This is a genomic window from Curtobacterium poinsettiae (assembly GCF_047226435.1).
Lineage (GTDB): Bacteria > Actinomycetota > Actinomycetes > Actinomycetales > Microbacteriaceae > Curtobacterium > Curtobacterium poinsettiae.
The window spans coordinates 642,377-664,789 of sequence record NZ_CP178434.1; the positions used below are offsets into that span (position 1 = coordinate 642,377).

General features: G+C 72.5%; 23 protein-coding genes. 13 read left to right on the forward strand and 10 right to left on the reverse strand.

The features are described from left to right. Window positions 1–45 precede the first annotated feature (45 nt). The 3 genes from ACL00U_RS03080 (at window position 46) to ACL00U_RS03090 (ending at window position 5,493) form a co-directional block, all read left to right on the forward strand. Window positions 46–1,248 carry a S24/S26 family peptidase gene (locus ACL00U_RS03080; RefSeq protein WP_017886211.1) on the forward strand — a complete coding sequence of 401 codons (1,203 nt, stop codon included), beginning with the start codon at window positions 46–48 and terminating at the stop codon, window positions 1,246–1,248. A gap of 61 nt (window positions 1,249–1,309) precedes the next feature. Next, window positions 1,310–2,473: a metallophosphoesterase family protein gene (locus ACL00U_RS03085; protein ID WP_412873804.1), complete on the forward strand. Its 1,164-nt coding sequence runs from the start codon at window positions 1,310–1,312 to the stop codon at window positions 2,471–2,473. Further along, a complete protein-coding gene (locus ACL00U_RS03090; protein ID WP_412873805.1) occupies window positions 2,473–5,493 on the forward strand; it encodes an AAA family ATPase in 3,021 nt (1,006 codons plus the stop codon). The genes ACL00U_RS03085 and ACL00U_RS03090 overlap by 1 nt, the downstream gene beginning before the upstream one ends. 43 nt (window positions 5,494–5,536) lie before the next feature. Here the strand turns inward: ACL00U_RS03090 and ACL00U_RS03095 are convergent, their stop codons facing one another. Further along, entirely contained in the window at window positions 5,537–5,713 is a 177-nt protein-coding gene (locus ACL00U_RS03095) for a hypothetical protein (protein ID WP_156463787.1), read from the reverse strand. Further along, a complete protein-coding gene (locus tag ACL00U_RS03100) occupies window positions 5,710–6,426 on the reverse strand; it encodes a class E sortase (RefSeq protein WP_017886208.1) in 717 nt (238 codons plus the stop codon). Before ACL00U_RS03100 ends, ACL00U_RS03095 begins: the two co-directional genes overlap by 4 nt. A gap of 188 nt (window positions 6,427–6,614) precedes the next feature. Here ACL00U_RS03100 and ACL00U_RS03105 point away from each other — a divergent pair, with 188 nt between their 5' ends. Next, window positions 6,615–7,070, forward strand: a complete 456-nt coding sequence (locus ACL00U_RS03105; RefSeq protein WP_194590321.1) for a GNAT family acetyltransferase — start codon at window positions 6,615–6,617, stop codon at window positions 7,068–7,070. 155 nt (window positions 7,071–7,225) lie between these two features. Here the strand turns inward: ACL00U_RS03105 and ACL00U_RS03110 are convergent, their stop codons facing one another. Beyond that, complete coding sequence (locus tag ACL00U_RS03110; protein WP_259575698.1) at window positions 7,226–8,167, reverse strand: EamA family transporter; 942 nt, start codon at window positions 8,165–8,167, stop codon at window positions 7,226–7,228. A 36-nt stretch (window positions 8,168–8,203) separates the two neighbouring features. Between ACL00U_RS03110 and ACL00U_RS03115 the strand changes: the two genes are divergently transcribed. The 6 genes from ACL00U_RS03115 to ACL00U_RS03140 all read left to right on the forward strand — a co-directional run bounded on the left by ACL00U_RS03115 (window position 8,204) and on the right by ACL00U_RS03140 (window position 14,379). Beyond that, window positions 8,204–9,352: a CPBP family intramembrane glutamic endopeptidase gene (locus ACL00U_RS03115; RefSeq protein WP_259575699.1), complete on the forward strand. Its 1,149-nt coding sequence runs from the start codon at window positions 8,204–8,206 to the stop codon at window positions 9,350–9,352. A gap of 9 nt (window positions 9,353–9,361) precedes the next feature. Next, window positions 9,362–11,230, forward strand: a complete 1,869-nt coding sequence (gene recQ / locus ACL00U_RS03120) for a DNA helicase RecQ (protein ID WP_159557384.1) — start codon at window positions 9,362–9,364, stop codon at window positions 11,228–11,230. An 87-nt stretch (window positions 11,231–11,317) separates the two neighbouring features. Then, complete coding sequence (locus ACL00U_RS03125) at window positions 11,318–12,064, forward strand: lysophospholipid acyltransferase family protein (protein WP_412873806.1); 747 nt, start codon at window positions 11,318–11,320, stop codon at window positions 12,062–12,064. A gap of 132 nt (window positions 12,065–12,196) precedes the next feature. Continuing rightward, the gene (locus ACL00U_RS03130) at window positions 12,197–12,541 is read left to right on the forward strand and encodes a hypothetical protein (RefSeq protein WP_412873807.1); all 345 of its coding nucleotides are present in this window, start codon (window positions 12,197–12,199) and stop codon (window positions 12,539–12,541) included. Window positions 12,542–12,560: 19 nt separating this feature from the next. Beyond that, entirely contained in the window at window positions 12,561–13,469 is a 909-nt protein-coding gene (locus tag ACL00U_RS03135) for a M23 family metallopeptidase (protein ID WP_412873808.1), read from the forward strand. Window positions 13,470–13,542: 73 nt separating this feature from the next. Further along, window positions 13,543–14,379: an NAD(P)-dependent oxidoreductase gene (locus tag ACL00U_RS03140; protein ID WP_056069767.1), complete on the forward strand. Its 837-nt coding sequence runs from the start codon at window positions 13,543–13,545 to the stop codon at window positions 14,377–14,379. Window positions 14,380–14,455: 76 nt separating this feature from the next. Here the strand turns inward: ACL00U_RS03140 and ACL00U_RS03145 are convergent, their stop codons facing one another. Continuing rightward, window positions 14,456–14,659 (reverse strand): hypothetical protein, encoded by a 204-nt coding sequence (locus tag ACL00U_RS03145; RefSeq protein ID WP_017886198.1) that lies wholly within the window; start codon window positions 14,657–14,659, stop codon window positions 14,456–14,458. Between the two features lie 10 nt (window positions 14,660–14,669). Continuing rightward, window positions 14,670–15,188, reverse strand: coding sequence for a MarR family winged helix-turn-helix transcriptional regulator (locus tag ACL00U_RS03150; protein ID WP_031259287.1), 519 nt, complete (start codon window positions 15,186–15,188; stop codon window positions 14,670–14,672). Between the two features lie 131 nt (window positions 15,189–15,319). Here ACL00U_RS03150 and ACL00U_RS03155 point away from each other — a divergent pair, with 131 nt between their 5' ends. After that, window positions 15,320–16,213: an alpha-E domain-containing protein gene (locus ACL00U_RS03155; protein ID WP_052481681.1), complete on the forward strand. Its 894-nt coding sequence runs from the start codon at window positions 15,320–15,322 to the stop codon at window positions 16,211–16,213. 178 nt (window positions 16,214–16,391) lie between these two features. On the opposite strand, the gene ACL00U_RS03160 is transcribed toward ACL00U_RS03155, so the two are convergent. The 5 genes from ACL00U_RS03160 to ACL00U_RS03180 form a co-directional block, all read right to left on the reverse strand. Continuing rightward, window positions 16,392–17,729 (reverse strand): MFS transporter, encoded by a 1,338-nt coding sequence (locus tag ACL00U_RS03160; protein ID WP_259575700.1) that lies wholly within the window; start codon window positions 17,727–17,729, stop codon window positions 16,392–16,394. Then, window positions 17,726–18,136, reverse strand: a complete 411-nt coding sequence (locus tag ACL00U_RS03165) for a MarR family winged helix-turn-helix transcriptional regulator (RefSeq protein WP_017886194.1) — start codon at window positions 18,134–18,136, stop codon at window positions 17,726–17,728. The genes ACL00U_RS03160 and ACL00U_RS03165 overlap by 4 nt, the downstream gene beginning before the upstream one ends. 200 nt (window positions 18,137–18,336) lie before the next feature. Further along, window positions 18,337–19,278, reverse strand: coding sequence for an acetamidase/formamidase family protein (locus tag ACL00U_RS03170; RefSeq protein WP_412873809.1), 942 nt, complete (start codon window positions 19,276–19,278; stop codon window positions 18,337–18,339). 132 nt (window positions 19,279–19,410) lie between these two features. After that, a complete protein-coding gene (locus ACL00U_RS03175; protein WP_017886192.1) occupies window positions 19,411–19,680 on the reverse strand; it encodes a hypothetical protein in 270 nt (89 codons plus the stop codon). Window positions 19,681–19,691: 11 nt separating this feature from the next. Next, the gene (locus tag ACL00U_RS03180; RefSeq protein ID WP_056069266.1) at window positions 19,692–20,852 is read right to left on the reverse strand and encodes an inorganic phosphate transporter; all 1,161 of its coding nucleotides are present in this window, start codon (window positions 20,850–20,852) and stop codon (window positions 19,692–19,694) included. Window positions 20,853–20,958: 106 nt separating this feature from the next. Here ACL00U_RS03180 and ACL00U_RS03185 point away from each other — a divergent pair, with 106 nt between their 5' ends. Both ACL00U_RS03185 and ACL00U_RS03190 read left to right on the forward strand, forming a co-directional pair. Next, window positions 20,959–21,828 carry an alpha/beta hydrolase gene (locus ACL00U_RS03185; protein ID WP_052481680.1) on the forward strand — a complete coding sequence of 290 codons (870 nt, stop codon included), beginning with the start codon at window positions 20,959–20,961 and terminating at the stop codon, window positions 21,826–21,828. A 64-nt stretch (window positions 21,829–21,892) separates the two neighbouring features. Beyond that, entirely contained in the window at window positions 21,893–22,351 is a 459-nt protein-coding gene (locus ACL00U_RS03190) for a GNAT family N-acetyltransferase (protein WP_056069263.1), read from the forward strand. Window positions 22,352–22,413 lie beyond the last annotated feature (62 nt).

The window sequence follows — 22,413 nt, forward strand, 5'->3', positions numbered from 1 at the left end:
CCCGTCCGTTCCCTCCCCGCAACGCGCCCCCGGTCGAAGGCAGTCATGAGCAGCATCGCAGTGCACGGTGGTCCCGCACCGCACGCAGCGGTCCGTGACGCCGTCGAGTGGGGGCGCGTCGTCGTCGCCTCCCTTGCCCGCGGCGTCGTCGCGACGCTGCTCGGCCTCGCGCTCTGGGCGGCTGCGCCGGCGCTCATCGGCTGGCAGCCCACCACCGTGATGACCGGCTCGATGGAGCCGCGGATCGTCCCCGGTGACGTGGTCGTCTCACGGCCGGTCGGCTCGGGCGAGATCGCCATGGGCAAGGTCCTGCTCGCCGACGACCCGGACCAGGCGGACCACATGCGCATGCACCGGTACGTGCAGGACGGCTCCCGCGGCACCATGGTCACGAAGGGTGACGCCAACCCGCAGCAGGACTCGACGCCGATCGAGCGCTCCGCGGTGCACGGCATCGCCTTCCTGCGCATCCCGTTCATCGGCGCACCGATCCGGTGGATCAGCGCCGGCGAGTGGGGCCTGGTCGCGATGCTCGCACTCGGCCTGACCGCGGTGCTCGCGCTCTGCACCATCGACGGGTCGCTCCGGCGGCTCGTCGACGCAGACGACGCCGACGCCGACGACGCGGCCGACGGCCCCGACGACGCGGCCGGTCCGGACGGCGCGACCGGGTCGGCAGACGGTACCGACGGCGGCCTGGAGGCGCCCGACGGCGCCGCCACGGGCCTCCCGTCCGCCGCGTCCACCGTCCTCACCCGTCGCGCCCTGCGTCGACGGGTCCGTCGCAGGCGGCGGCTGCGCCGCCTCGGCGGGGGCGCAGCGGTGCTCGTGCTCGCCGCGGCGGCCGGCGTGCTGCTGCCCGGGACGGCGGACGCGGCCCCGTGGTCGCGGACCACCGTCGCACCGACCGCGAACTTCACGGCGGGCACGGCGACCGGTGTCCCCACCCTGACCTGCGTGCCGGCCGGGTCGAACACGGTGACGATCGCCTGGACCTACGACAACGGTGCGACCGTGCCGGTGTCGTTCGACCTGATGAACGGCACGACGCAGGTGGCCAGCACGACGCTCGCCGGGGCCCGTTCGATGGTCTACGGGGGCGCCGGACTCCTGAACCTCGGCACGACGTACACGCTCAACCTCCGCACGAACCTCGGCAACAACTGGACGGCGACGAGCACGCCGACCGTCAAGGTGAAGGTCGTCGCGGTCCTGGGCATGGCATCCGCGAGCTGTGTGACCACCTGAGCCGTCCACAGGGCACCGCGGGGTGCCCCTGGATGTCCCCGGACGGCGTTACCGTGGCCGCATGCGCATCCTGCACACCGGCGACTGGCACCTCGGCCGCACACTGCTGGGTGCGGACCTGCTCGAGCACCAGGCCGCGTTCACCGACTGGCTCGTCGACCTCGCCTGCGAGCGCGCCGTCGACCTCGTCGTCATCGCCGGTGACGTCTACGACCGTGCGATCCCGCCCGTCGACGCCGTCCGCATGCTCTCGCGCGTGCTCGAGCGGCTCGCCGAGACCACCACGGTGGTGCTCACCCCGGGCAACCACGACTCCGCTGCTCGGCTCGGCTTCGGCGCCGGGGTGATGGGGCAGCGCGTCCGCATCCTCGCCGAGCCCGCGCACGTGGCCGACCCCGTGCTCGTGGCCGACGACGACGGCCCGGTGGCCGTGTACGGCATCCCGTACCTGCACCCCGACCTCACCCGGTACGCCCTGGCCGCGGTCCCCGACGAACCCCTCGCCCGCTCGCACCACGCCGTCGTCCACGCCGCCACCGAACGGATCCGCACCGACCTCGCGACCCGTGCCGGTACCCGCAGCGTGGTCGTCGCCCACGCGTTCGTCGGGGGTGCCGACCCGAGCGACAGCGAGCAGGACATCCGCGTCGGCGGGGTCGACCGCGTGGCCGAGTCCGTGTTCGACGGCTTCGACTACGTCGCCCTCGGGCACCTGCACGGCCCGCAGCGCGTCGGCGACGACGGCCGGATCCGGTACGCCGGGTCGCCGCTGGCGTTCTCGTTCGGCGAGCGGCACCAGCGGAAGTCCGTGACCATCGCCGAGCTCGACGCGGCCGGTGCCGTCACCGTCGAACTCGTCCCGACACCGGTCCCGCGGCGACTCGTCGACGTCCGGGGCAGCATCGACGCCATCGAGTCCGGGGCGTTCCGGACCGACGCCGACGCCTGGGTCCGCGTCGCGGTGACCGACACCGTGCACCCCGAGCGCATGTACGCCCGGGTGAAGGACCACTTCCCGCACGCCCTGGCGATCACCCACGAACCGGCGGACCGACCGGCCGCCACCGCCGCACGGGCCGTGACCGCGACGTCCGACCCGGTCGAGGTCGCCGGCGACTTCGTGGCCTTCGCCACCGGCGGGGCACCCGACGACGACGAACGGGCCGTGCTGACCGAGGCGTACGAGGCCGCGGCGCTCGCCCTGCAGCGCGAGGGGGACCGCTGATGTACCTGCACCGACTCGAACTCCGCGCCATCGGCCCGTACCCCGACCTCGTGACCATCGACTTCGCGGCGCTCGCCGCCTCCGGTGTGTTCCTGCTCGAAGGGCCGACCGGCTCCGGCAAGTCGACGATCATCGACGCGGTCGTGTTCGCCCTGTACGGCGGCCTCGCCGGGTCCGACGCCAGCTCCGACCGGCTGCACAGCCAGCACGCCGACCCCGCGGTCGAGCCGTTCGTCGAGCTCGTGTTCGAGACCGGCGCCGGCACCTACCGGGTGCGACGCACGCCGCAGTACGACCGCCCGAAGCAGCGGGGGACCGGCACGGTGAAGCAGCAGGCGTCCGTGCAGCTGTTCCGGCTCGCAGCGCCGGACGACGTCGTCGGTGAACCGATGTCGTCCCGCATCCCCGAAGCCGCGGTCGAGATCGCCCGGATCGTCGGGCTCGACCGCGCGCAGTTCCTGCAGACCGTGGTGCTGCCGCAGGGCGAGTTCGCCCGGTTCCTCCGATCCCCGGGGGAAGACCGCCGGAAGCTCCTGCAGTCACTGTTCGGCACCCAGGTCTACGACCGCACCGCCGACGAACTCGCCGCCCGCCGCCGGGCCGTGCAGGCCGAGGTCGACGGGGCCGACGACCGTGTCCGCGACGCCCTGGCCCGGTTCGCCCAGGCGGCCGGTCTCGACGACGCCGACGAGACCGTCGTCCCCGGCACGGTTGTGTCCCTGCGTGCCACGGCCGACGCAGCCGGGGCAGCACGGACGGCTGCCGCTGCGGCCGCGACGGCGGCGACCGAGCACGAACGGTCGGTGACGGCGCGTGCGGCCGCCCTCGAGCGCCGATCGGCACTGCTGCGGCGACAGACGCTCCTGGACGACGACGCTCCCGCGATCCAACGCGCACGGACCGCGGTGGCGACGGCGGAGCGCGCCGCCCGGGTCGCGGCGGTGGCCGACGGTCTCGACGCCGCGATCGCGCGTGCCGACGACACCGCAGCGGCAGCCTCCCGTCTGCGTGACGAGCACGAGCTCGACACCGTCGACGCCGAGCAGATCGTCCGGCGCCGCGACACGCTGACCGACGCGCTGTCCGGCGTCCGGCACCTCGTCGCGGTCGAGGCCGAGGCGGACGCCCGGCGCACCGCGATCGCCGATGCCACCGCGACCGCAGCACGGCTCACCGACGACCTCGCCGCCCTCGACACCGCGCTCGAAGCCCGGCCGGCGGAACGCGCACGGATCGTCGAGGCCGCCCGGTCCGCGTCGACGACCGCTGCCGACGCGGACGCCGCGGCGCACGAGGTCGCTCGTGTGCAGTCGCTCCGCGCCGACCTGGCCGCCCGCGACCGCGCCGAGCACCGCGTGGCCCAGGCCGAGCGGGTCGTGGCCGGTGCCCGACGCCGCGCGACCGATGCGCTCGACGCCGAACGCACCCTGCGCGAGCGCCGGATCGCGGGGCTCGCCGGTGAGCTCGGCGCCGCACTCACCCCCGGGGACCCGTGTCCGGTCTGCGGATCGACCGCGCACCCGTCGGTGGCCGCGCCGCAGGACGACCACCCGACCATCGGCGCGGTGGAGTCCGCGGGCGACGCCACACGGCTGGCCGACCAGCAGCTCGCCGACGCCGCAGCCGAGCTGGCGGTCGAGCGTGCGGAGCACCTGCGGCTGACCGAGGTGGTCGGCGCCGTCGACACCGTCGCCCTCGACGCCATGTCGGTCGCCGCCGACGAGCGGGTCCGTGCGGCGCACGACGCAGCGGCACTCGTGCTCGAGCACGAGCGCGAGCGGACGGCGCACGACTCCGCGACCCGGGCGCTCGAGCGTGAGCGGAACGACCTCGACGCCCGGCGCACCGTGCTCGCATCGACCACGGCCTCGGACGCCGAGCGGCTCGAGGCCGACCTGCGATCGGTGCAGGAAGCGATCGAGCGGCTCGGTGCACTGCTCGACGGTGACGGTGACGGTGACGGTGACGGTGACGGTGACAGCGCTGGCTCGTCGGGCTCGCTCCGCGTCGTCGTCGACGAGCTCGACGCTCGGCTGACGGTGCTCCGCGCCCTCGCCGATGCCGACGACCGCGCAGCGGCTGCCGCCCGTGCCCGTGACGAGCGGAACACCGAGGTCGCCCGGGTCCTGGACGAGCAGGAGTTCCCCGACGTCGCTGCAGCACGAGCGGGCCGGCTCGACCCCGACACCGTGGCACGCTTCCGCAGCAGCATCAGTGCCGCCGACGCCGAACGCGCCGTCGTCCGTGCGGGGCTCGAGGACCCCGCGGTGGTCGCGGCCGCCGACGACGACCCGGAGCACCTCGACCTGCAGGCGGCGCAGGCCGAGCGGGTCCGGGTGACGGCCGACCTCGACGAGGCCACCCGGCTCGCGGTCACCGCGGCCCACCGTGCCGAGGCCGTCGAGCAGTGTGCGTCCGAGGTCGACCGGACCGTCCGGGCACGACAGGAGACCTCGGCCCGCAGCCGCGCGGTCGTCCGGCTCGCCGACGTCGCCAACGGTGTGGCATCGGTGAACCCGACCGGCATCACGCTCGGCACCTACGTGCTCATGCGTCGCTTCGAGGACGTCGTGGCCGCGGCGAACGACCGGTTGCGCGGCATGCTCGCCGGACGCTTCACGCTCGAGACCTCCGACGAGCGGGAGTCCGGGTCCCGCGCGCGACGGACGGGGCTCGCCCTCGCCGTGCACGACCACACGACCGACACCGTCCGTGATCCCCGCAGCCTGTCCGGCGGCGAGACGTTCACCGTGTCACTGTGCCTGGCGCTCGGGCTCGCCGACGTCGTGCAGGCCGAGGCCGGCGGGGTCTCGCTCGGCACCCTGTTCGTCGACGAGGGGTTCGGCACGCTCGACCCGGAGACCCTCGACGACGTCATCGGGCAGTTGTCACGGTTGACCGCTGGCGGGCGACAGGTCGGGATCGTCAGCCACGTCGAGGAGCTCAAGCAGCGGATCCCCGAGCGGATCGCCGTGCGACGCACCCCGACCGGTGGGTCGAGGGTGACGACCACCGTCTGACAGATCGCGGCCCGGGGCCGGGTCCCGTCTGGTCCGACGCGGTCTACGGGGTCGGCGTCGACTCCACCGTGCCGTCCGGCGGCGGCAGGATGTCGGCCGCGATCCAGGGGAACACCCACTGGAACAGCACGAAGACGATGGCGACGAGGAGCACGAGCAGCTCGAGCACCTTCAGGGCGGTGGGGCCGGGCAGCAGCCGCCAGACCAGGGGGAAGATCACTTGACGGTCTCCGAGAGTTCCTTCGGGGTGCCCTCGGAAGCGGGCATCCAGTAGTCGAGCTTCGCGTGCGTCACGAACCGTTCGGCCGCGGACCACATCGGGTGGCAGGCGGTCAGCGTGAGCCAGCGGTCCTGGGCGGTCGGTTCCACACCCGGCTTGTTCGGCACCGGCGCGATCGTCTCGATCTTGTCGGGCGTGACGATCTGGCTGTCGGTGACCTTGTAGACGTACCAGACGTCGAACTTCTTCTTCGCGTCGGTGACCCGGACCACGACCGAGTCGCCCTTCTTGAGCTCCGCGATCTGGTTCAGGGGCTTGCCGTAGGTGACACGGTGTCCGGCGACGGCGAAGTTGCCGGGAGCGCCGGGCATCGCGGTGTCCTGGTAGTGCCCGAGTCCGATGGTGTTGAGGACCTTCTCACGATCGGTGCCCTCGCCGATCGGCCGGTTGTAGTCCTTGCCGAACCGGGGGATCTGCATCGTCCCGAACACGTCCGACAACGCCGGGGGTTCGGCGAGCACGGGAGCGGTGCCGCGGTGCTCGGTGCCCTCGACCTTGGGGGTCTTGACCTGGTCGAGGCCCTGCACGAGCTTCGTCTGCTCGTTCACGGCGACCACGTCGGTCCACCAGGCCGTCCACACGACGTACAGGCCGGTTCCGGCGCCCGCGATGATGAGCAACTCGGCGATGAGCGACACGATCGCGCCGCCCACCGTCTGCCGTCTGCGGGGGGATCGCCGGGACCGCGAACCGGCTGCGTCGTCCCGTGCGCTGCGGCGCGTCGGGAGGGTGTCGTTTGCGGTCACGGGGCTCCTGATCGGCTGGGTGGTCGGACAGGTCTATCAGATCACGGCGACAGGTCGGTGACGACCTTCTCCCCACCCCCGTTAACGTGGGGCCCATGGAGTACCGGATCCGCCCCTTCCGCACCGAGGACACCGACGCGGTCGTCGCCCTGTGGGAATCGTGCGGGCTCGTCCGACCCTGGAACGACCCACGCCGCGACATCGCCCGCAAGCTGACCGTCCAGCCCGAGCTCTTCCTGGTCGCCGAGCCCGAGCCCGAGCCCGAGCGCGGCACCGACACCGACGCCGGCGTCGTCGCTGCGGGCATGGCGGGCTTCGACGGGCACCGCGGCTGGGTGAACTACCTCGCCGTGCGCCCGGACCTGCAGGGCTCCGGCCTCGGTCGCACCCTGATGGCCGAGTTCGAGCGGCTCCTGACCGACCTCGGCTGCCCGAAGCTGAACCTGCAGGTGCGTGCCGGCAACGAGCAGGTGCTCGGGTTCTACGCGTCCCTCGGCTACACGGACGACCGCACGGTCTCGCTCGGCAAGCGCCTGATCCCCGACGTCTGACCGTTCCCGCCCGTCGCACCGTGCGGGTTCGCCCATCCGGTGCGGCGTTGGCGGCTCGGTGCGGTGCTGCAAGTCCGCACCGGGCGGTCAACCTCGCACGGTTCGAACGACTCGGCACCGTGCCCGGCCCGCCCGGCCCCGCCGCGACCCGCGCCCTACGCCAGCGCCAGCGCCACCGACGCGACGAACGCCAGCACGATGCCGATCCACTGCTGCGCGGTCAACCGCTCCCGCAGTACGACCCCGGCCAGCACCACCGTGCCGATCGGGTAGAGCGCGTTCAGCACGCTCACGACGGGCAGGGTCGCCGGGTCGTCGCTGCTGTGCAGCCCGGCTTGGATGAACACGTTCGCCATCGCGTCGAAGACGCCGCAGGCGGCCACGGTGACGAGCAGCCGTGGACCCCATGCGCGACCCGGCCGACGCCCGGGGGCCGCGGCAGCCCCGTCGGGGCGGGCCGACGTCGGAGCGGGCACAGGGCCTCCCGGCGGCGGCACGACGACCGTCCGGAGCACGACGACGAGCGCCGCCGCACCCAGCAGCACCGCCTGCAGAACCCGCGCGACCACGAGGGGTGCGACGCCCGAGTCGGACGGCGTCATGTCGTAGGCCAGCACGATCCCGCCGAAGCCGCACCCGGCGACGGCGGCGGCGACCACCCCGCGGGCGGTCGGTCGCGCGCCCGAGGCATCCCGGACCACCGCGACCAGGACCACCGCGACGACCGCGACCACGAGCGCGCCGGTGGCCACGGGCGACAGCACCGTGCCGCGCAGCACCGCGACGAGCACCGGCACGACGGCCGCGAAGACGGCGGTGACGGGGGAGAGCACGCTCATCGGCCCGATCGCGAGTGCCGCGTACAGCAGGAGCACGCCGACGCCCCCGGAGAGCCCCGCGACCGCACCCCAGACCACGGCCGGCCACGAGAACACGCCTCCGACCACGACCAGCCCGACGAGCAGCGGGAGGATCCCGATCGCGGCGGCCACCGCCGTGACGACGACCGGGCGGACCCGGCGCGAGGCGAGTCCGCCCAGGAAGTCGGCGAAGCCGTAGACGACCGCGCCGGACAGACCGAACAGGACAGTGAGCACGGCTCCCATCCTGCCTGGCCCGGTAGCCTGCGGGACGTGAGTGTTCCCTACCAGCGCCTGCCCCGGATCGACGGACGGTGGAGGTGGTGGCGGCCACTCGTCGCCCTCGCGTTCCTGGTGGGGTGGTACGTCGTGTCGCAGATCGTCATCGCGGTCGCGTACTTCGTCCCGATCGGCGCGACGCAGGGGCCGCAGGCCCTGATCGACCTGCAGGACGACCTGGCCGGTGGTGAGCTCGACCCCACCGACCCGCTGATCCTGTCCCTGTCGCTCGTCTCGCTCGTGGTCCTGCTGCCGGGCATCCTGCTCGCGGTGAAGATCGCGCGGATCGGACCGGCCGGCATCCTGTCGTCGACCCGGTTCCGGGTCCGGTGGGCCTGGACGGCGTGGTGCCTGCTGCCGACGCTCGTCATCGCCGCGGCGATGTTCGTCCTGCAGACCGGTCTGTTCTGGGACGGCGGGATGATCACGACCGACGGCGGCTTCGCCTGGAACCACGACGCCATCGGGCAGTCGACGGTCTCGCTCGGCACCCTCACCCTGACGATCGTGCTCGTCGTCCTGCTCGTCCCGTTCCAGGGCGCCGCCGAGGAGTACATCTTCCGCGGCTTCCTCATGCAGACGATCGCGTCATGGATCCCGCGTCGTGTCGGCACGGTCATCGCCGTGGCGGTCTCGACGGTCGTGTTCGCGCTGCTGCACATCCCGAACGGCTACAACGTCTGGGGCATCCTCGACGTCGGCTCGTTCGGCCTGATCGCGGCGATCATCGTCCTCCGGACCGGCGGGCTCGAGGCCACGGTCCTGCAGCACGCCTGCAACAACATCATGATCTTCGTGCTGCAGGCGCCGGGCTGGTCGGGGATCGACCTGACCTCGTCAGACGCGAACGGCACCTGGCAGGGCACGCTCACCACGCTCGTCACGTCGCTCGCGTTCTGGGCCATGGTCGAGTTCCTGGCGTGGTGGCGTGGACTGGACCGCCGGTTCGCCGGGCGGCAGGCGCCGCGGTTCCGCGGTGTGGCCCCGGCCTGGGCGGGCGGCGTCCGCTGGACCCGGCCTGGAGGCACGGGCTGGGCGACCACGCCGGCCCGCTCCGACGACGTGGCCGGTTCCGACCACCGTGGCGAGTCCGGCACGGACGGTGCTGTGGACAGTGCGGTGGGTGTCGCCGGTCGCCCGTAGGCTCGTGGCATGAGCACCACGCCCGCGCCCGCTGCCGTGCCTGCTCCCGCTGCCGGTTCCGCACCCCGTGCCGCTGCGCTCGACGTGCTGCACCGCGTGTGGGGCTACGACGACTTCCGCGGCGAGCAGGCCGCCATCATCGACCAGGTGGTGACCGGTGGCGACGCCCTCGTGCTCATGCCGACCGGTGGCGGCAAGTCCCTCTGCTACCAGGTGCCCTCGCTCGTCCGCGACGGCGTCGGGGTCGTGGTGTCGCCGCTGATCGCCCTGATGCAGGACCAGGTCGACGCCCTGGCGGCGAACGGCGTCCGGGCCGCGTTCCTCAACTCCACGCAGGGCCCCGACGAACGGTCCCGGGTCGAGCGTGCCGTGGTGCAGGGCGAGGTCGACATGCTCTACCTGGCCCCCGAGCGGCTCCGGCTCGAGTCCACCCGAGCGCTCCTCGACCGCGCGCGCGTGTCGCTGTTCGCCATCGACGAAGCACACTGCGTCGCCCAGTGGGGGCACGACTTCCGCCCGGACTACCTCGAGCTGAGCGTCCTGCACGAGCGGTGGCCGACGGTGCCGCGCATCGCCCTGACCGCCACCGCGACGCCGCAGACCCACCGCGAGATCTCCGCACGGCTCGGCCTCGACGACGCGGCGCACTTCGTCGCCGACTTCGACCGGCCGAACATCCAGTACCGCATCGAACCGAAGACCGGCGCGCTGCAGCAGCTGCTCACCTTCATCCGCACCGAGCACAGCGGCGACGCCGGCATCGTGTACTGCCTGTCCCGCAACTCGGTGGAGCGCACCGCGACCGCCCTGGCCGAGCAGGGGATCAACGCCCTGCCGTACCACGCGGGCCTCGACGCCCGGGTGCGCGCCCGCAACCAGTCGACGTTCCTGCGCGAGGACGGCGTCGTCATGGTGGCGACGATCGCGTTCGGCATGGGCATCGACAAGCCCGACGTCCGGTTCGTGGCGCACCTCGACCTGCCGAAGTCGGTCGAGGGCTACTACCAGGAGACCGGCCGTGCGGGTCGTGACGGGCTGCCGGCCACCGCGTGGCTCGCGTACGGCCTGAACGACGTCGTGCAGCAGCGGCGGATGATCGACCAGTCCGAGGGCGACGCCGCACACCGCCGGCAGCTCAGCGCCCACCTCGACGCCATGCTCAGCCTGTGCGAGACGATCGAGTGCCGCCGGGTGCGGCTGCTCGCGTACTTCGGGCAGGAGAGCACGGCGTGCGGCAACTGCGACACGTGCATCGCGCCGCCGGAGTCGTGGGACGGCACCGTCCCCGCGCAGAAGCTGCTGTCCACCGTGGTGCGGCTCGAGCGTGAGCGCCGCCAGCGGTACGGCGTCTCGCACCTCGTCGACATCCTGATCGGCAAGCGGTCGCCCCGCGTGCAGGAACTCCAACACGACACGCTGGCGACCTTCGGCATCGGCGCCGATCTGTCCGAGGGCGAGTGGCGTGCCGTCGCACGGCAGGTGCTGGCCCAGGGCTACGCCGCGGTGTCGGGCGACGGCTTCGGCACGGTCGTCCTCAGCCCCACCAGCGCCGACGTCCTGACCGGCAAGGTGCAGGTGCGCATGCGTCGCGACCCGGTCAAGGCTCCGCGGGCCGGCCGCAGCAGCCGACGGACGGTCGTCACCGACATGCCGCAGGAAGCCGTCGGCCTGTTCGAGGCCCTGCGTGCCTGGCGTGCAGCCCAGGCACGCGAGCAGGGCGTCCCCGCGTACGTGGTGTTCAACGACGCGACGCTCCGGGGCATCTCCGCCGTTCGTCCGGCCGACATCGATCAGCTCGGCGAGATCTCCGGGGTCGGTGCGGCGAAGCTCGAACGGTACGGGCGCGCGGTCCTCGACGTCGTCGCCGCGGCCGACTGAGCCCCTTCCGCCACTGGATGCCGTTCCGGGCATGTGCCTGCCGTGCGCCTCATTACACTCGGTAGCTCGTCACCACGAGGAGGTCCGGTGTCCGGTTCGACGAAGTTCGCCACCGTGCTCAGCCGTGCGGTCGTGACCCCGCTCGCCCGGATGCTGTGGCGCCCGAAGATCATCGGTCGTCGGAACGTCCCGAAGCGCGGGGCGGTGATCCTGGCGAGCAACCACCGCTCCTTCATCGATTCGCCGGCGATCACGTTGATGGCGCCGCGCAAGGTGTCGTTCCTGGCGAAGCAGGAGTACTTCGCGGGGACCGGCCTCAAGGGAGCGGTGTCCCGCGCGTTCTTCGGTGGCATCGGCGCCATCGGGGTGGAGCGCGGTGCGGGTGCAGCGGCACAGCAGGCCCTCGACCTCGGTCTCGCACGGCTGCAGGAGGGTGAGGCGTTCGCAATCTACCCCGAGGGCACGCGGTCGCTCGACGGCCGGATCTACAAGGGCCGCACGGGGGTCGCGTGGCTGGCGTTGACGAGCGGTGCCCCGGTGGTGCCCGTCGCGCTGCGTGGCACCGAGGACGTGCAGCCGGTCGGGTCACGGTTGCCGAAGCTCGCCCGGGTGACGATCGAGTTCGGCCGACCGATCGACCTGTCGTCCTTCGGCGAGGCATCGTCCGGTCGTGCCCGGCGTCACGCGACCGATGCGGTGATGGCGGCGATCCAGGAGCTCAGCGGCCAGGAACCGGCGAACGCCTACAACAACCCGCCCGCGACGATCGTCGAGCGGGTGCGACGAGCGCTGCAGCCCGACGACCCGACCGCGGCCGCCGTCGATCCCGACTGAGCACTCGACTGTCCGGTCACTATTGCACATCTGAAATATCGATGGTTGAATGGGGACGTGCCGCTCGGCACGTCCCCATCGCCGGTCGCCCGAGAACGACCAGCCACGAGATCAGATCGGACCGTCCGCAGCATGTCCTCCACCCCGCTCTTCGACTCCATCGCCCAGCGTCGCGATCAGGCCGACGTTCCGTCCACCACTCCTGTACCGGCGCGCGCCGTCGTGACCCCGGTGCCGACCTCGCCGATGTCCGCGCCCGTCCGTCCCGGTGACTCCGCACTGGTCCCGGCGGCACTCGTCGCCGCGATCGACGAGATCCCGGTGCGGGTGGCGTCGGCCCTGGTGACCGAGGTCACGATCCGCCCTGAGCACCTCGTCCTGGTCGAGACCGTCGCCGACGCGATCACCCGTGCGATCGTCGACGCCGTCGTGTGCGAGCTGGACCGCATCGCCCGCGACGGCGTCGTCCGCGTCTGACCGGGTCGGCCCCCGCGCGATGACGACCCTCGACGACGGCCTGCCCGGTCGTCCCCGCGGTGCCGAGCGTCGCGCCGCAGCCCGACCGACGGTGTCCCCACGGCGCCGTGCACGACACGGTGCCCACCGGGGCACCCTCCGAGCCGCCGGGGTGGCGGTGTCCCCTCCCGTCACCCCGGCTTCCACCCGAAGAACCCAGAACACCCGAAGAACCCAGAACACCCAGCCCGCCCCGACCGCTGCTCCTGCCCGTCGTCTTCGCAGCCTCGTGTCCATCCGGGTCCGCGCCCGACGGACCCTGCCCGCCGGGGCGGTGACCGCCGTCACGTGCTTGTTCGTGGCGGTCGGCTCGCCGCAGATCGTCGTCGCCGCTCCGGCCCCGTCGGCAGCGACGTCGGCGGTGGTCGGCATGCAGCACTTCGTCGCCGACGGCGCCCCTGGTCCGGCGGCCGACCGCGACGACTTCTCGGTCGGCCGTGCTGCCGCGGCGCTCCGGGTGCCGGGTGGACCGGACCCCACCGGCGGTGCCGTCCGTCCCACGATCGGTTCGGTCCCGGACGCGGGCGGCTTCGGCCCCCGCTGGGTCGCCGGTTGCGCGGCCTGCTCGTCGAACCACCAGGGTGTCGACTTCGCCGCGCCCATCGGCACCCCGGTCGTCGCCGCACTGCCCGGCCGGGTCGTCTCCGCGGGGGCCCTCGGCGGCTACGGCAACCAGGTCCTCCTGCAGCACGCCGACGGCACCACGACCCGGTACGGGCACCTGTCGGCGATCGACGTCCCACCCGGGCAGGTCCTCGGCGCGGGGGACCGCCTCGGGGCCGTCGGCAACACGGGTGTCTCGACCGGCGCCCACCTGCACTTCGAGGTCATCGTGGCCGGCATCCCGATCGACCCCGCCGCCTGGCTGCAGGCTCGCGGGCTCCTCTGACGGCGTCGGGCGTAGCGTCGGGACGGTCGCGGCACGGTGTCGCGCCAGGACGGAGACGCGCGTGCGAGTGACGGTGTTGGGGACGGGTGCGATGGGTGCCGGCGTGGCGGGATCGCTGCTGCGCGAGGGTCACGAGGTCACGGTCTGGAACCGGAGCGCCGACAAGGCCGCACCCCTCGGTGCCCACGGCGCGACGGTGGCGACCGACCCGGGCAGTGCCGTCGAGCACGCCGAGGTCGTCCTGCTCACCCTGTTCGACACCGATGCCGTCGTCGACGTCCTCGAGCAGGCCGCCGGTGAGGCCCCGACCGACGCCGTGTGGGTGCAGGCCTCGACGATCGGGGTCGACGGCACCGCGACGGTCGTGCAGCTGGGGGAGAAGTACGGCATCACCCTGGTCGAGGCGATGATGCTCGGCACGAAGGCCCCCGCCGAGCAGGGCAAGCTGACGATGCTCGCGGCCGGCCCGGCGGACCTGCTCGACCGTGTCGACCCCGTGCTCGACGCGATCGGTGCGAAGACCGTCCGCGCTGGCGACCACGTGGGCGACGGCACCGCGCTCAAGCTCGCCGCGAACGCCTGGATCGCCTCGATCACCGCGGCGACCGGGCAGTCCCTGGCCCTGGCGGCTGCCCTGGGCCTCGACCCTGCGCTCTTCCTGCAGGCCATCGAGGGCAGCGCGAGCGACTCCGCCTACGCCCACACCAAGGGTGCCGCGATGATCGCTCGGGAGTTCCCCGCGCAGTTCGCTCTCGACGGGCTGCGGAAGGACATCGGACTCATCACCGATGCCGCCCGGACCGCAGGGGTGTCGACGACGCTGCTCGAGGCGCTCGGGCGCGTGTACGCCGACGCCAGTGCGGCCGGGCACGGGGGTGACGACATCGCCGCGGTCGGCACCGCGTTCTGAGGCACAGACGCGCGCAGGTGGAACGACCGATCGGTCAGCCGGCGAGGATCAACCCCGCCGGATCAACCCCGTCGGATCAACCCCGCCGGAACAACTGCCGCAGACGTTTCGTGAGCCGCCCCACGGCCTCGTCGTTCATGGTGTTGGCGAGGTCGAAGGCTTCGCGTGCCGGATCGGAGCCGGCCTGGATCCGCCGGAGTGCGGCGTCGGCACGGGCGCGCGAATCGAGCTCGGCGAACGGCATGTCGTCCTCGGGGTGGTGCTCGCCACGAGGGTCCATGCGGGCCAGGTTACGCGCGACGGGAGTGGTCGGGCGTGACGTCGAGTTCGTCCACGACCCGGACCATCTCGTCCAGGAAGTCCACGACGACGGCCATCTCGTTGCTCGGCAGGTGCTCGGTGACCTCGAGCGCGCGGGCGTCGAGCTCCTCGATGACGCGCAGCGCGTGCCGCATCGAGGTGCCGGTGGCGGTGAGGATCACGCCACGGCGGTCGTTCGGGTCGGCGTGCCGTTCGACGTGACCGCTGCGGACGAGCCGGTCGACGAGCGCTGACGTCGACGCCGCGGTGATCTCGAGCCGTTCGGCGAGGTCCTTCGCGTTGACGGTGCGGCCGTCGTGCTCGGCGTCGATCAGGAACCGGATCGCCAGCAGCGCGTTCTCGCCGATCCCGAGTGCTTCACGCGCACGGCGCTGCGCTGCGCTCTCGGCCGTCCGGTACCGCCGCAGGGCGTTGAGGACGTCCACGGCGGAGACCGCGGAGTCCTCGTACCAGTACCCCGCGGTGCTGGTCATCACCTCGGACGTCATGCACCAATGCTAGACGCTCTAGTTAGATTGTCTAGCGAGCGCGGAGAGGGGACACCTGCAACACCCGTGACGCGGTTCCGTAACACCCCGGCAACGCCGGCTCGTTAGGTTCTCGACATGCAGGAGCAGCCGTGCTGAGCCGCCTCGCGGGGAACGTCTTCCACGTGGGGAGCGCGGTGGAGCGCACCGACGTCGTCGCACGGTTGCTCGACGTCTACGTCGCCCGCCGGGAACCAGGCACCCTCGACGACGACCGGCTCGTGTCCACCGAGCTCCGCAGCATCATCGGCACCACGGGCCCCGCGAACGACCCGGACCGCGCCGCCACCGTCGACGCCCTGGCACTCGACCGGCACGAACCCGCGTCCATCGCCGCCGCCGTCGCCGTCGCCCGCGACCACGCACGCCGTGCCCGCGAGGTCGTCTCGAGCGAGCTCTGGGACTGCCTCGACGTCACGCGGTCGCGGATGCCCCGGAAGATCGCCCCCGACCGCGCGCACGAGTTCCTGGGCTGGGTGCGGGAGCGCAGTGCCCTGGCCATCGGGGTCGTCGAGGGGGATGCCAGCCGGGATGAGGTGTGGGAGTTCTTCACCCTCGGTCGGTCACTGACCCGCTGCGCCTCCACGGCACGGCTCCTGGCGTCCCGGCTGCTCGAACCGGACTCGGTCACCTCGTGGACGGCGGCGCTCCGGGCGTGCGGCGCGGGCGAAGCGTTCCTGCGCGGCCGTGACCACGCGCCGGTGCCGTCCGACGCCGCAGCCTTCCTGCTCCTCGACGTGCACAGCCCGCGGTCGTTGCGCTTCACGGTGCACCGCGCGGCCGAGTGCCTGGCCGACGTCGCCCCGTCCTGCGTCGCGGACGAGGTCGCCGCGTTCGACGAGGTCCGCGCGCTGCTCGACGCGATCCCCGAGGAGTCCGCGCTCGCCGTGGCGGGGGACGTCGGGGAACGCCTGGCGGCGGCGGCCGACCGCGTCGCCGCCGCACTCGACGAGCGCGTGTTCGCGTCGTCCGCGCCCGTGCTCTGACCCGACCGGGCGCGCGCGCGACGGAACGGGGCCGGTCAGTGCGTCGCGACCGCGACCGCGGCCGTGGACGTGGGACGCGTCGGACGGGAGGCCCGTGGCGGCGCCGGCACGGGCCTCCCGTCCGACGGTCGGTGGCGTCGCGGACCGCTGGCCGACGCGCAGGTCGTCAGCCGGTCCGTCAGACGGCGCTGGAGCGGTCGGCGAGCGTCTCGTCGCGTTCCAGCTCGCGGCGGAGCGCGGCACGCGAGCCGACCACCGGCACGGCGTGCGTGATCGCCAGGTGCAGCCGCGAGTCGGCGTCGTAGCGCAACCGGACCCGCTGGTACCGGACGAGCCACACGAGTGCGATCGCGAGCGCCACGAAGCCCGATGCCGCGCCCACCACGATCGCCCAGCGGGGCCCGAAGGCGTCGGCGACGGCACCGACGAGCGGGGCGCCGATGGGGGTGCCGCCCGCGAAGATCGCCATGTACAGGGCCATCACGCGGCCGCGCATCGCGGGCTTCGTCGTGGTCTGCACCAGGGCGTTCGCGGTCGTCATGAAGGTCAGCGACGCGAGCCCGACGAACATCAGCACGATCGCGAAGGTCCAGTACGTCGGTGCGAGGGCGGCGGCGGTGCACGCGAGCCCGAACCCGCCGGCGGCGAGCACGAGGGTGCGCATCCGCGGCTTGTCCCGGCGGGCGGACAGCAGCGCGCCGAGCACCGAGCCGACCGCCATCACCGAGTTGAGCAGCCCGAACTCGCCGGCGCCCTGGTGGAACTCGACCCGCGCCATGGTCGAGGTGAAGATCGGGAAGTTCACGCCGAACGTGCCGACGACGAAGATCATGCAGAGCACCACGACGATGTCCGGCCGGGTGCGGACGTACCGGAAGCCGGCGACGATCTGTCCCTTCCCACGGCCGGCTCGGACCCGTTCGGCGAGCTGTGCGGGATCGACGAAGCGGAGCGCGACGAGGACGGCCAGGAACGACCCGGCGTTGATGACGAACACCCAGCCGGAGCCGATCGCCGCGATGAGCACACCGGCGACCGCGGGGCCGATCAGGCGTGCGGCGTTGAACGACGCGGAGTTCAGGGCGACGGCGTTCGAGACGTCCTCGCCCTGCACGACGTCGGAGACGAAGGCCTGCCGGATCGGGGCGTCGAACGCGGCGACGATGCCGAGGGCCAGTGCGAAGCCGTACAGCGCGAGCAGGGTGGCGGTGTGCGTGAGGACCATGACGCCGAGCCCCAGCCCGAGCAGCCCCATCAGGCCCTGGGTGAGCATGAGCATCTTCCGGCGGTCGAACCGGTCGGCGGCGAGGCCGGTGAGGGGCAGGAGCAGCAGCTGCGGGCCGAACTGCAGGGCCATCGTGATGCCCACCGCGACGGCGTTGTTGTCGGAGAGCTGGGTCAGCACGATCCAGTCCTGGGCGGTGCGTTGCATCCAGGTGCCGACGTTCGACACCAGGGCCCCGGCGAACCAGATGCGGTAGTTGCGTCCGGCGAGGGAGCGGAACATGGCGGTCACTGCTGGGCCAGCCTCCTCATGATCTCGGTGGCGTCGGCGAGGGTGGTCCGCTCGTCGGCGGTGAGTGCTGCGAGTCGCGGGGTGAGCCAGCCGTCGCGACGACGTCGGGTCTCCTCGACGAAGGCGGCTCCGGCGGGCGTCGCACCGAGCAGCACCTTGCGGCGGTCGTCGCCGTGCCCGTCCTTCGACACCAGCCCCCGGTCGACCAGCACCGCGATGGTCTTGGTCATCGACGGTGGGGTCACGCCGTCCTGCCGGCTCAGGTCGGCCAGGGTCATGGCGCCGTCGCGGTGCAGGCGGGCGAGGGCGGAGAACTGCGCGTCGGTGACGCTCGAGTCGGCCTTCTGGGCACGGAGGGTGCGGGACAGCCGGTTCACCGCGATGCGGAGGTCGGTGGCGTCGGTCATCGGTCGTTAGCCTAGCTCATTAGTTCAGCGAACGAACTGGTTCTCGGGTGTACCTGGTCGAAACGGGCGTCCATGGTCGGTTCTCCCGGCCAGGGACGCCCGTTCCCGCTTCCCAGCGCGGGTGCGATGGGAAGGAACGTCGGACGGGAGGCCCACCCAGCGTGCGCCGGTCGGCTCGCGCTGGGCGGGCCTCCCGGCCTTCAGCGCCGTGCGTCCGTCAGGATCGCGTCGTGCGGGAGCAGCGCGTGCACGCCCCAGGTGCGGTTCGCGACCTGCGTGATGCGCATGCTCACCGCGACGCTCGCCATCGCGAGCGCCTGGGCGCGGCCGATCCCGTGCAGCCCGGCGATCCAGTCGACCATGTGGTCGAGCGCCGTGGCGGTGGCGACGTTCAGGTCGGCGTCGAAGCCGAAGGTGATGCGTCCCGCGGGGGTGTCGGCGTGCACACCCTCGACCGGGGCAACATCGAGGAGCGTCAGGGTCATCGTCGTCGTCATGCCGCACTCGACCGCCGTTCCGGAGACCTCGCCGTCGCCCTGGGCCGCGTGCCCGTCGCCGACCTGGAGCAGAGCGTCCGGCACCGTGACGGGCAGGTACAGGGTCGAGCCGGCGATCAGCTCACGGCAGTCGACGTTGCCGCCGCCGACCGTGCGGGGCGGGATCGTCGAGTGCTCGCCGGTGGCCTCGGGCGGGACCCCGACGACGCCGAGGAACGGTGCCGTCCGGACCCCGAGGCCGAGCTGGTTCACGGCGACGCCAGCGGCGGCATCGATGTCCCAGAGCAGCGGGCCGCGCGACGCCGGGTCGGTCAGGCCGAGCGCGCGGTTGACGGGGGAGTCGACCCCGCCCGAGGCCGTGTACCCCCAGTCGTCGGGGACCAGCTCGTCGAAGCGCACGGCCAGGACCATCCCCGGACGTGCTCCTGCGACGGCGATCGGCCCGACCAGGCAGTGCCCCCGGCGCGGGTCGATCAGGGTCGGGGCGTCGAGGCCCGGGCCCGGCTGGCGTCCCGTGTAGCCCGCGGCGCTGAGGGTACGGACGGTCACCGTGTCGCCCGGTTCCACGGTCAGGACCGGCTGGCGTTCGGCGGTGAAGACGTCGACGGCGGAGTCGACCGTGGCGTCGAGGCGGTGGCTGGTCACCGCTCGATCATCCCAGGTGGGGCTGGCGCGGGGCGGGGCGTCCCTGGTCGGATCGGGCGTACCTGGTCGGGAGTTCTGACCAGGTACGCCCGGTTCCACCAGTCATCGCGGGTGTTCTGGGAAGGAACGAACTCAGTGGAACTGGGGGATCGTGAGCCAGATGCCCGCCAGCACGGCGGCGATGCACAGCGCGAAGCACAGCACGGCACCGGCCAGTGCCGCCGGCGGGGTGTGCCCGGAGCGGGGGCTCTCGTCGGAGTACTGCGTGCGCTCGCCGCCGGCGTCGTCCGGCTGCCCGGTGCCGAGCAGCCGCAGGCCGAGCGTGTACACGAGCACCAGGCCCACAGCGGCCACGAAGCCGACGCCGGCGACCGTGCCGATCGCGGTGAAGTCGATGTCCATCGTCGTTCCCCTCAGTTCGCTGCGCCGGTCGGCTGCGGCTCGGGCTGCTCGGTCGGCCCGGCTGCGTCGGCGGTGATGTCCTCGTGCGAGACCGGCTTGCGCTTCGCCAGCACGTAGAAGGTGAGCCCAGCAGCCAGGGCGAGGACCGCGACGAGCACCAGCCCGAACGCCGAGGTCGACGCGAGCCAGGTCGCGAGGGCTCCGACCACCGCGGCGGCGGGCAGCGTGATGACCCAGGCCGCGACGATGCGTCCGACGACCGACCAGTGCACGTCGGCGAGCTTCTTGCCGAGCCCCGACCCGACGACCGCGCCGCTCGTCACGTGGGTCGTCGAGAGCGCGAAGCCCAGGTGCGAGGAGATGAGGATCGTCGCGGCGGAACTCGTCTCGGCGGCGAAGCCCTGCGGCGACTGCACGTCGGAGATCTTCTTGCCGACGGTCTGCATGATGCGCCAGCCGCCCATGTAGGTTCCGAGGCCGATCGCGAGTCCGCAGGCCAGGATCACCCAGAGCGCCGGACCGGTGCCCGCGGCCTGGTAGTTCGCGGCGATGAGTGTCAGCGTGATGACGCCCATCGTCTTCTGCGCGTCGTTCGTGCCGTGCGCGAGCGACACCAGCGACGCCGAGATCGTCTGCCCGTGCCGGAAGCCGGTCGCCGCACCGTGGGTCGTCGCGTTCTTCGTGAGCACGTAGGCCAGGTAGGTCGCGACCAGCGCGATCACCGCGGCGATGAGCGGGGAGAGGAGCGCCGGCAGCACGACCTTCGACACCACCGTCGCCCAGCTGATCGAGTTGAGCCCGGCGCCGATGATCGAGGCACCGATGAGGCCGCCGAACAGCGCGTGCGTGGAGGACGACGGCAGCCCGACGTACCAGGTCGCCAGGTTCCAGAGCACCGCGCCGACCAGCCCCGCGAAGATCATCGTGGGGGAGATGTGGATGCCGTCCTGCCCCTCGCGGATGATCCCCTGCGAGACGGTCTTGGCGACCTCGGTGGACAGGAACGCGCCGACCACGTTGAGCACGGCGGAGATGATCACCGCCGTCCGGGGCTTGAGCGCGCCGGTAGCGACCGAGGTGGCCATGGCGTTCGCGGTGTCGTGGAAGCCGTTCGTGAAGTCGAACACGAGGGCCACGACGATCACGAGCGTGACGATGACGATGACGTCCATGCGCAGGACGCTAGGCCACACCTCGAACCCCCTGCGTGAACGCCGGGTGAACAGGTCCGGGATGGAGCGCGTCTGCGAGGATGGCAGTGTCTGAAAGGATGCGAGTGTGCCCACCTTCTCCGCCGCTCGCGGCGACGCCTCGTTCACCGACGCGCACGGCGTCGAGATCGTCTACTCGACCTGGCGTGCGGCGCGGCCGAAGGGGATCGTGCAGATCGCCCACGGCGTCGGCGAGCACGGGCTCCGCTACGAGCCGCTCGCGCAGGACCTGGTGCGCGCCGGCTACACCGTGCACGCGAACGACCACCGCGGGCACGGTCGCACGGGCCTTGCCCAGTGGGACGGCGACCACGCCAAGCTCGGTCGGCTCGGCCCCGGCGGGCTGCGCGCGGCGATCGCCGCAGTGGAGCAGATGAGCGCGGTCGCGCGGGCCGACGAACCCGGGCTGCCGCTCGTGCTGCTCGGGCACTCGTGGGGGTCGCTGATGGCCCAGCGGATCGTGAACACCTCGTCGGACCGCTACGACGGCGTCGTCCTGTCCGCGAGCGCCTACCGGCTGCCCGGCTGGATGAACAGCGGCGACCTCAACGCCCGGCACGCGGGGTCCGGGCCCACCAAGTACGAGTGGCTCACCCGCGACCGGAAGATCATCGACGCGATGGCGGTCGACCCCCTGGCGGTCGAGGCCGACGTCATCGGGCTGTTCGGGCTCGCCGACACCCTCCGGCTGCTCGGCGTGCCGCGGCGGGGGATCCCGCACGACCTCCCGATGCTGTTGCAGGTCGGCTCCGACGACACCCTCGGGGGTCCGCGCTCGATCGAGCGTCTGGCGCAGGCGTACCGCCGACGCGGCCGACTGTCCGACGTGACCGTGCAGGTGTACGAGGGCGCGCGCCACGAGGTGTACAACGAGACGAACCGCGCCGAGGTCATCGGCGACCTGGTCGCATGGCTCGACCGGGTGACCGCGCGCTGACGCAGCCGAGGAATGCGCCTGACGTCGAGCAGGCAGGGGCATCGAGTCCAGAAGAGAAGGTCTCATGAGCGAAGTCGTTGTCAGACGCCTTGACGAGGCGTCGCTCGCTTCGATCGAAGCCCGCGAACCGCCGACCCGGAACTACGTCCGGAGCGCTTACACCGAACAGGTGCGGGGCGCGCTGTCGGTGCTCGTCGCCTGGGTCGACGGGGTTCCGGTCGGCTCTGGCGAGGTGACAGCGGGACCCCGACCCGAGCTCCGCAACCTGCGAGTCGATGCTCGGTACCGGGGTCAGGGTGTCGGGACAGCGATCATCGCGGCAAGCGAGGCCGCAGCGGAGGACCGAGGAGTACTCCGCATCGGAGTCGCCGTCGACAACCCCTCTGCCCGCCGGCTCTACGAGCGCTTGGGGTACGTCGCGACCGGAGAGGTCGAGGAGTACGAGTACACCTACGTTGATGATGACGATCGCGAGGTGTCCGAACGCGAATCGTCGGAGTACCTCGAGAAGCTGCTGCGCTGACGGCGCTCGCCGGGTCCTGCGACGCGGCCGGCGACGGACTGGAGGCCCGTGGCGGCGCCGCC

Excerpts from the sequence above, each read along its gene's own strand:
- ACL00U_RS03080 (WP_017886211.1), top strand. The coding sequence starts at position 46 with ATGAGCAGCATCGCAGTGCACGGTGGTCCCGCACCGCACGCAGCGGTC.
- ACL00U_RS03085 (WP_412873804.1), top strand. The coding sequence starts at position 1,310 with ATGCGCATCCTGCACACCGGCGACTGGCACCTCGGCCGCACACTGCTG.
- ACL00U_RS03090 (WP_412873805.1), top strand. The coding sequence starts at position 2,473 with ATGTACCTGCACCGACTCGAACTCCGCGCCATCGGCCCGTACCCCGAC.
- ACL00U_RS03105 (WP_194590321.1), top strand. The coding sequence starts at position 6,615 with ATGGAGTACCGGATCCGCCCCTTCCGCACCGAGGACACCGACGCGGTC.
- recQ (WP_159557384.1), top strand. The coding sequence starts at position 9,362 with ATGAGCACCACGCCCGCGCCCGCTGCCGTGCCTGCTCCCGCTGCCGGT.
- ACL00U_RS03130 (WP_412873807.1), top strand. The coding sequence starts at position 12,197 with ATGTCCTCCACCCCGCTCTTCGACTCCATCGCCCAGCGTCGCGATCAG.
- ACL00U_RS03135 (WP_412873808.1), top strand. The coding sequence starts at position 12,561 with ATGACGACCCTCGACGACGGCCTGCCCGGTCGTCCCCGCGGTGCCGAG.
- ACL00U_RS03145 (WP_017886198.1), bottom strand. The coding sequence starts at position 14,659 with ATGGACCCTCGTGGCGAGCACCACCCCGAGGACGACATGCCGTTCGCC.
- ACL00U_RS03150 (WP_031259287.1), bottom strand. The coding sequence starts at position 15,188 with ATGACGTCCGAGGTGATGACCAGCACCGCGGGGTACTGGTACGAGGAC.
- ACL00U_RS03165 (WP_017886194.1), bottom strand. The coding sequence starts at position 18,136 with ATGACCGACGCCACCGACCTCCGCATCGCGGTGAACCGGCTGTCCCGC.
- ACL00U_RS03175 (WP_017886192.1), bottom strand. The coding sequence starts at position 19,680 with ATGGACATCGACTTCACCGCGATCGGCACGGTCGCCGGCGTCGGCTTC.
- ACL00U_RS03180 (WP_056069266.1), bottom strand. The coding sequence starts at position 20,852 with ATGGACGTCATCGTCATCGTCACGCTCGTGATCGTCGTGGCCCTCGTG.
- ACL00U_RS03190 (WP_056069263.1), top strand. The coding sequence starts at position 21,893 with ATGAGCGAAGTCGTTGTCAGACGCCTTGACGAGGCGTCGCTCGCTTCG.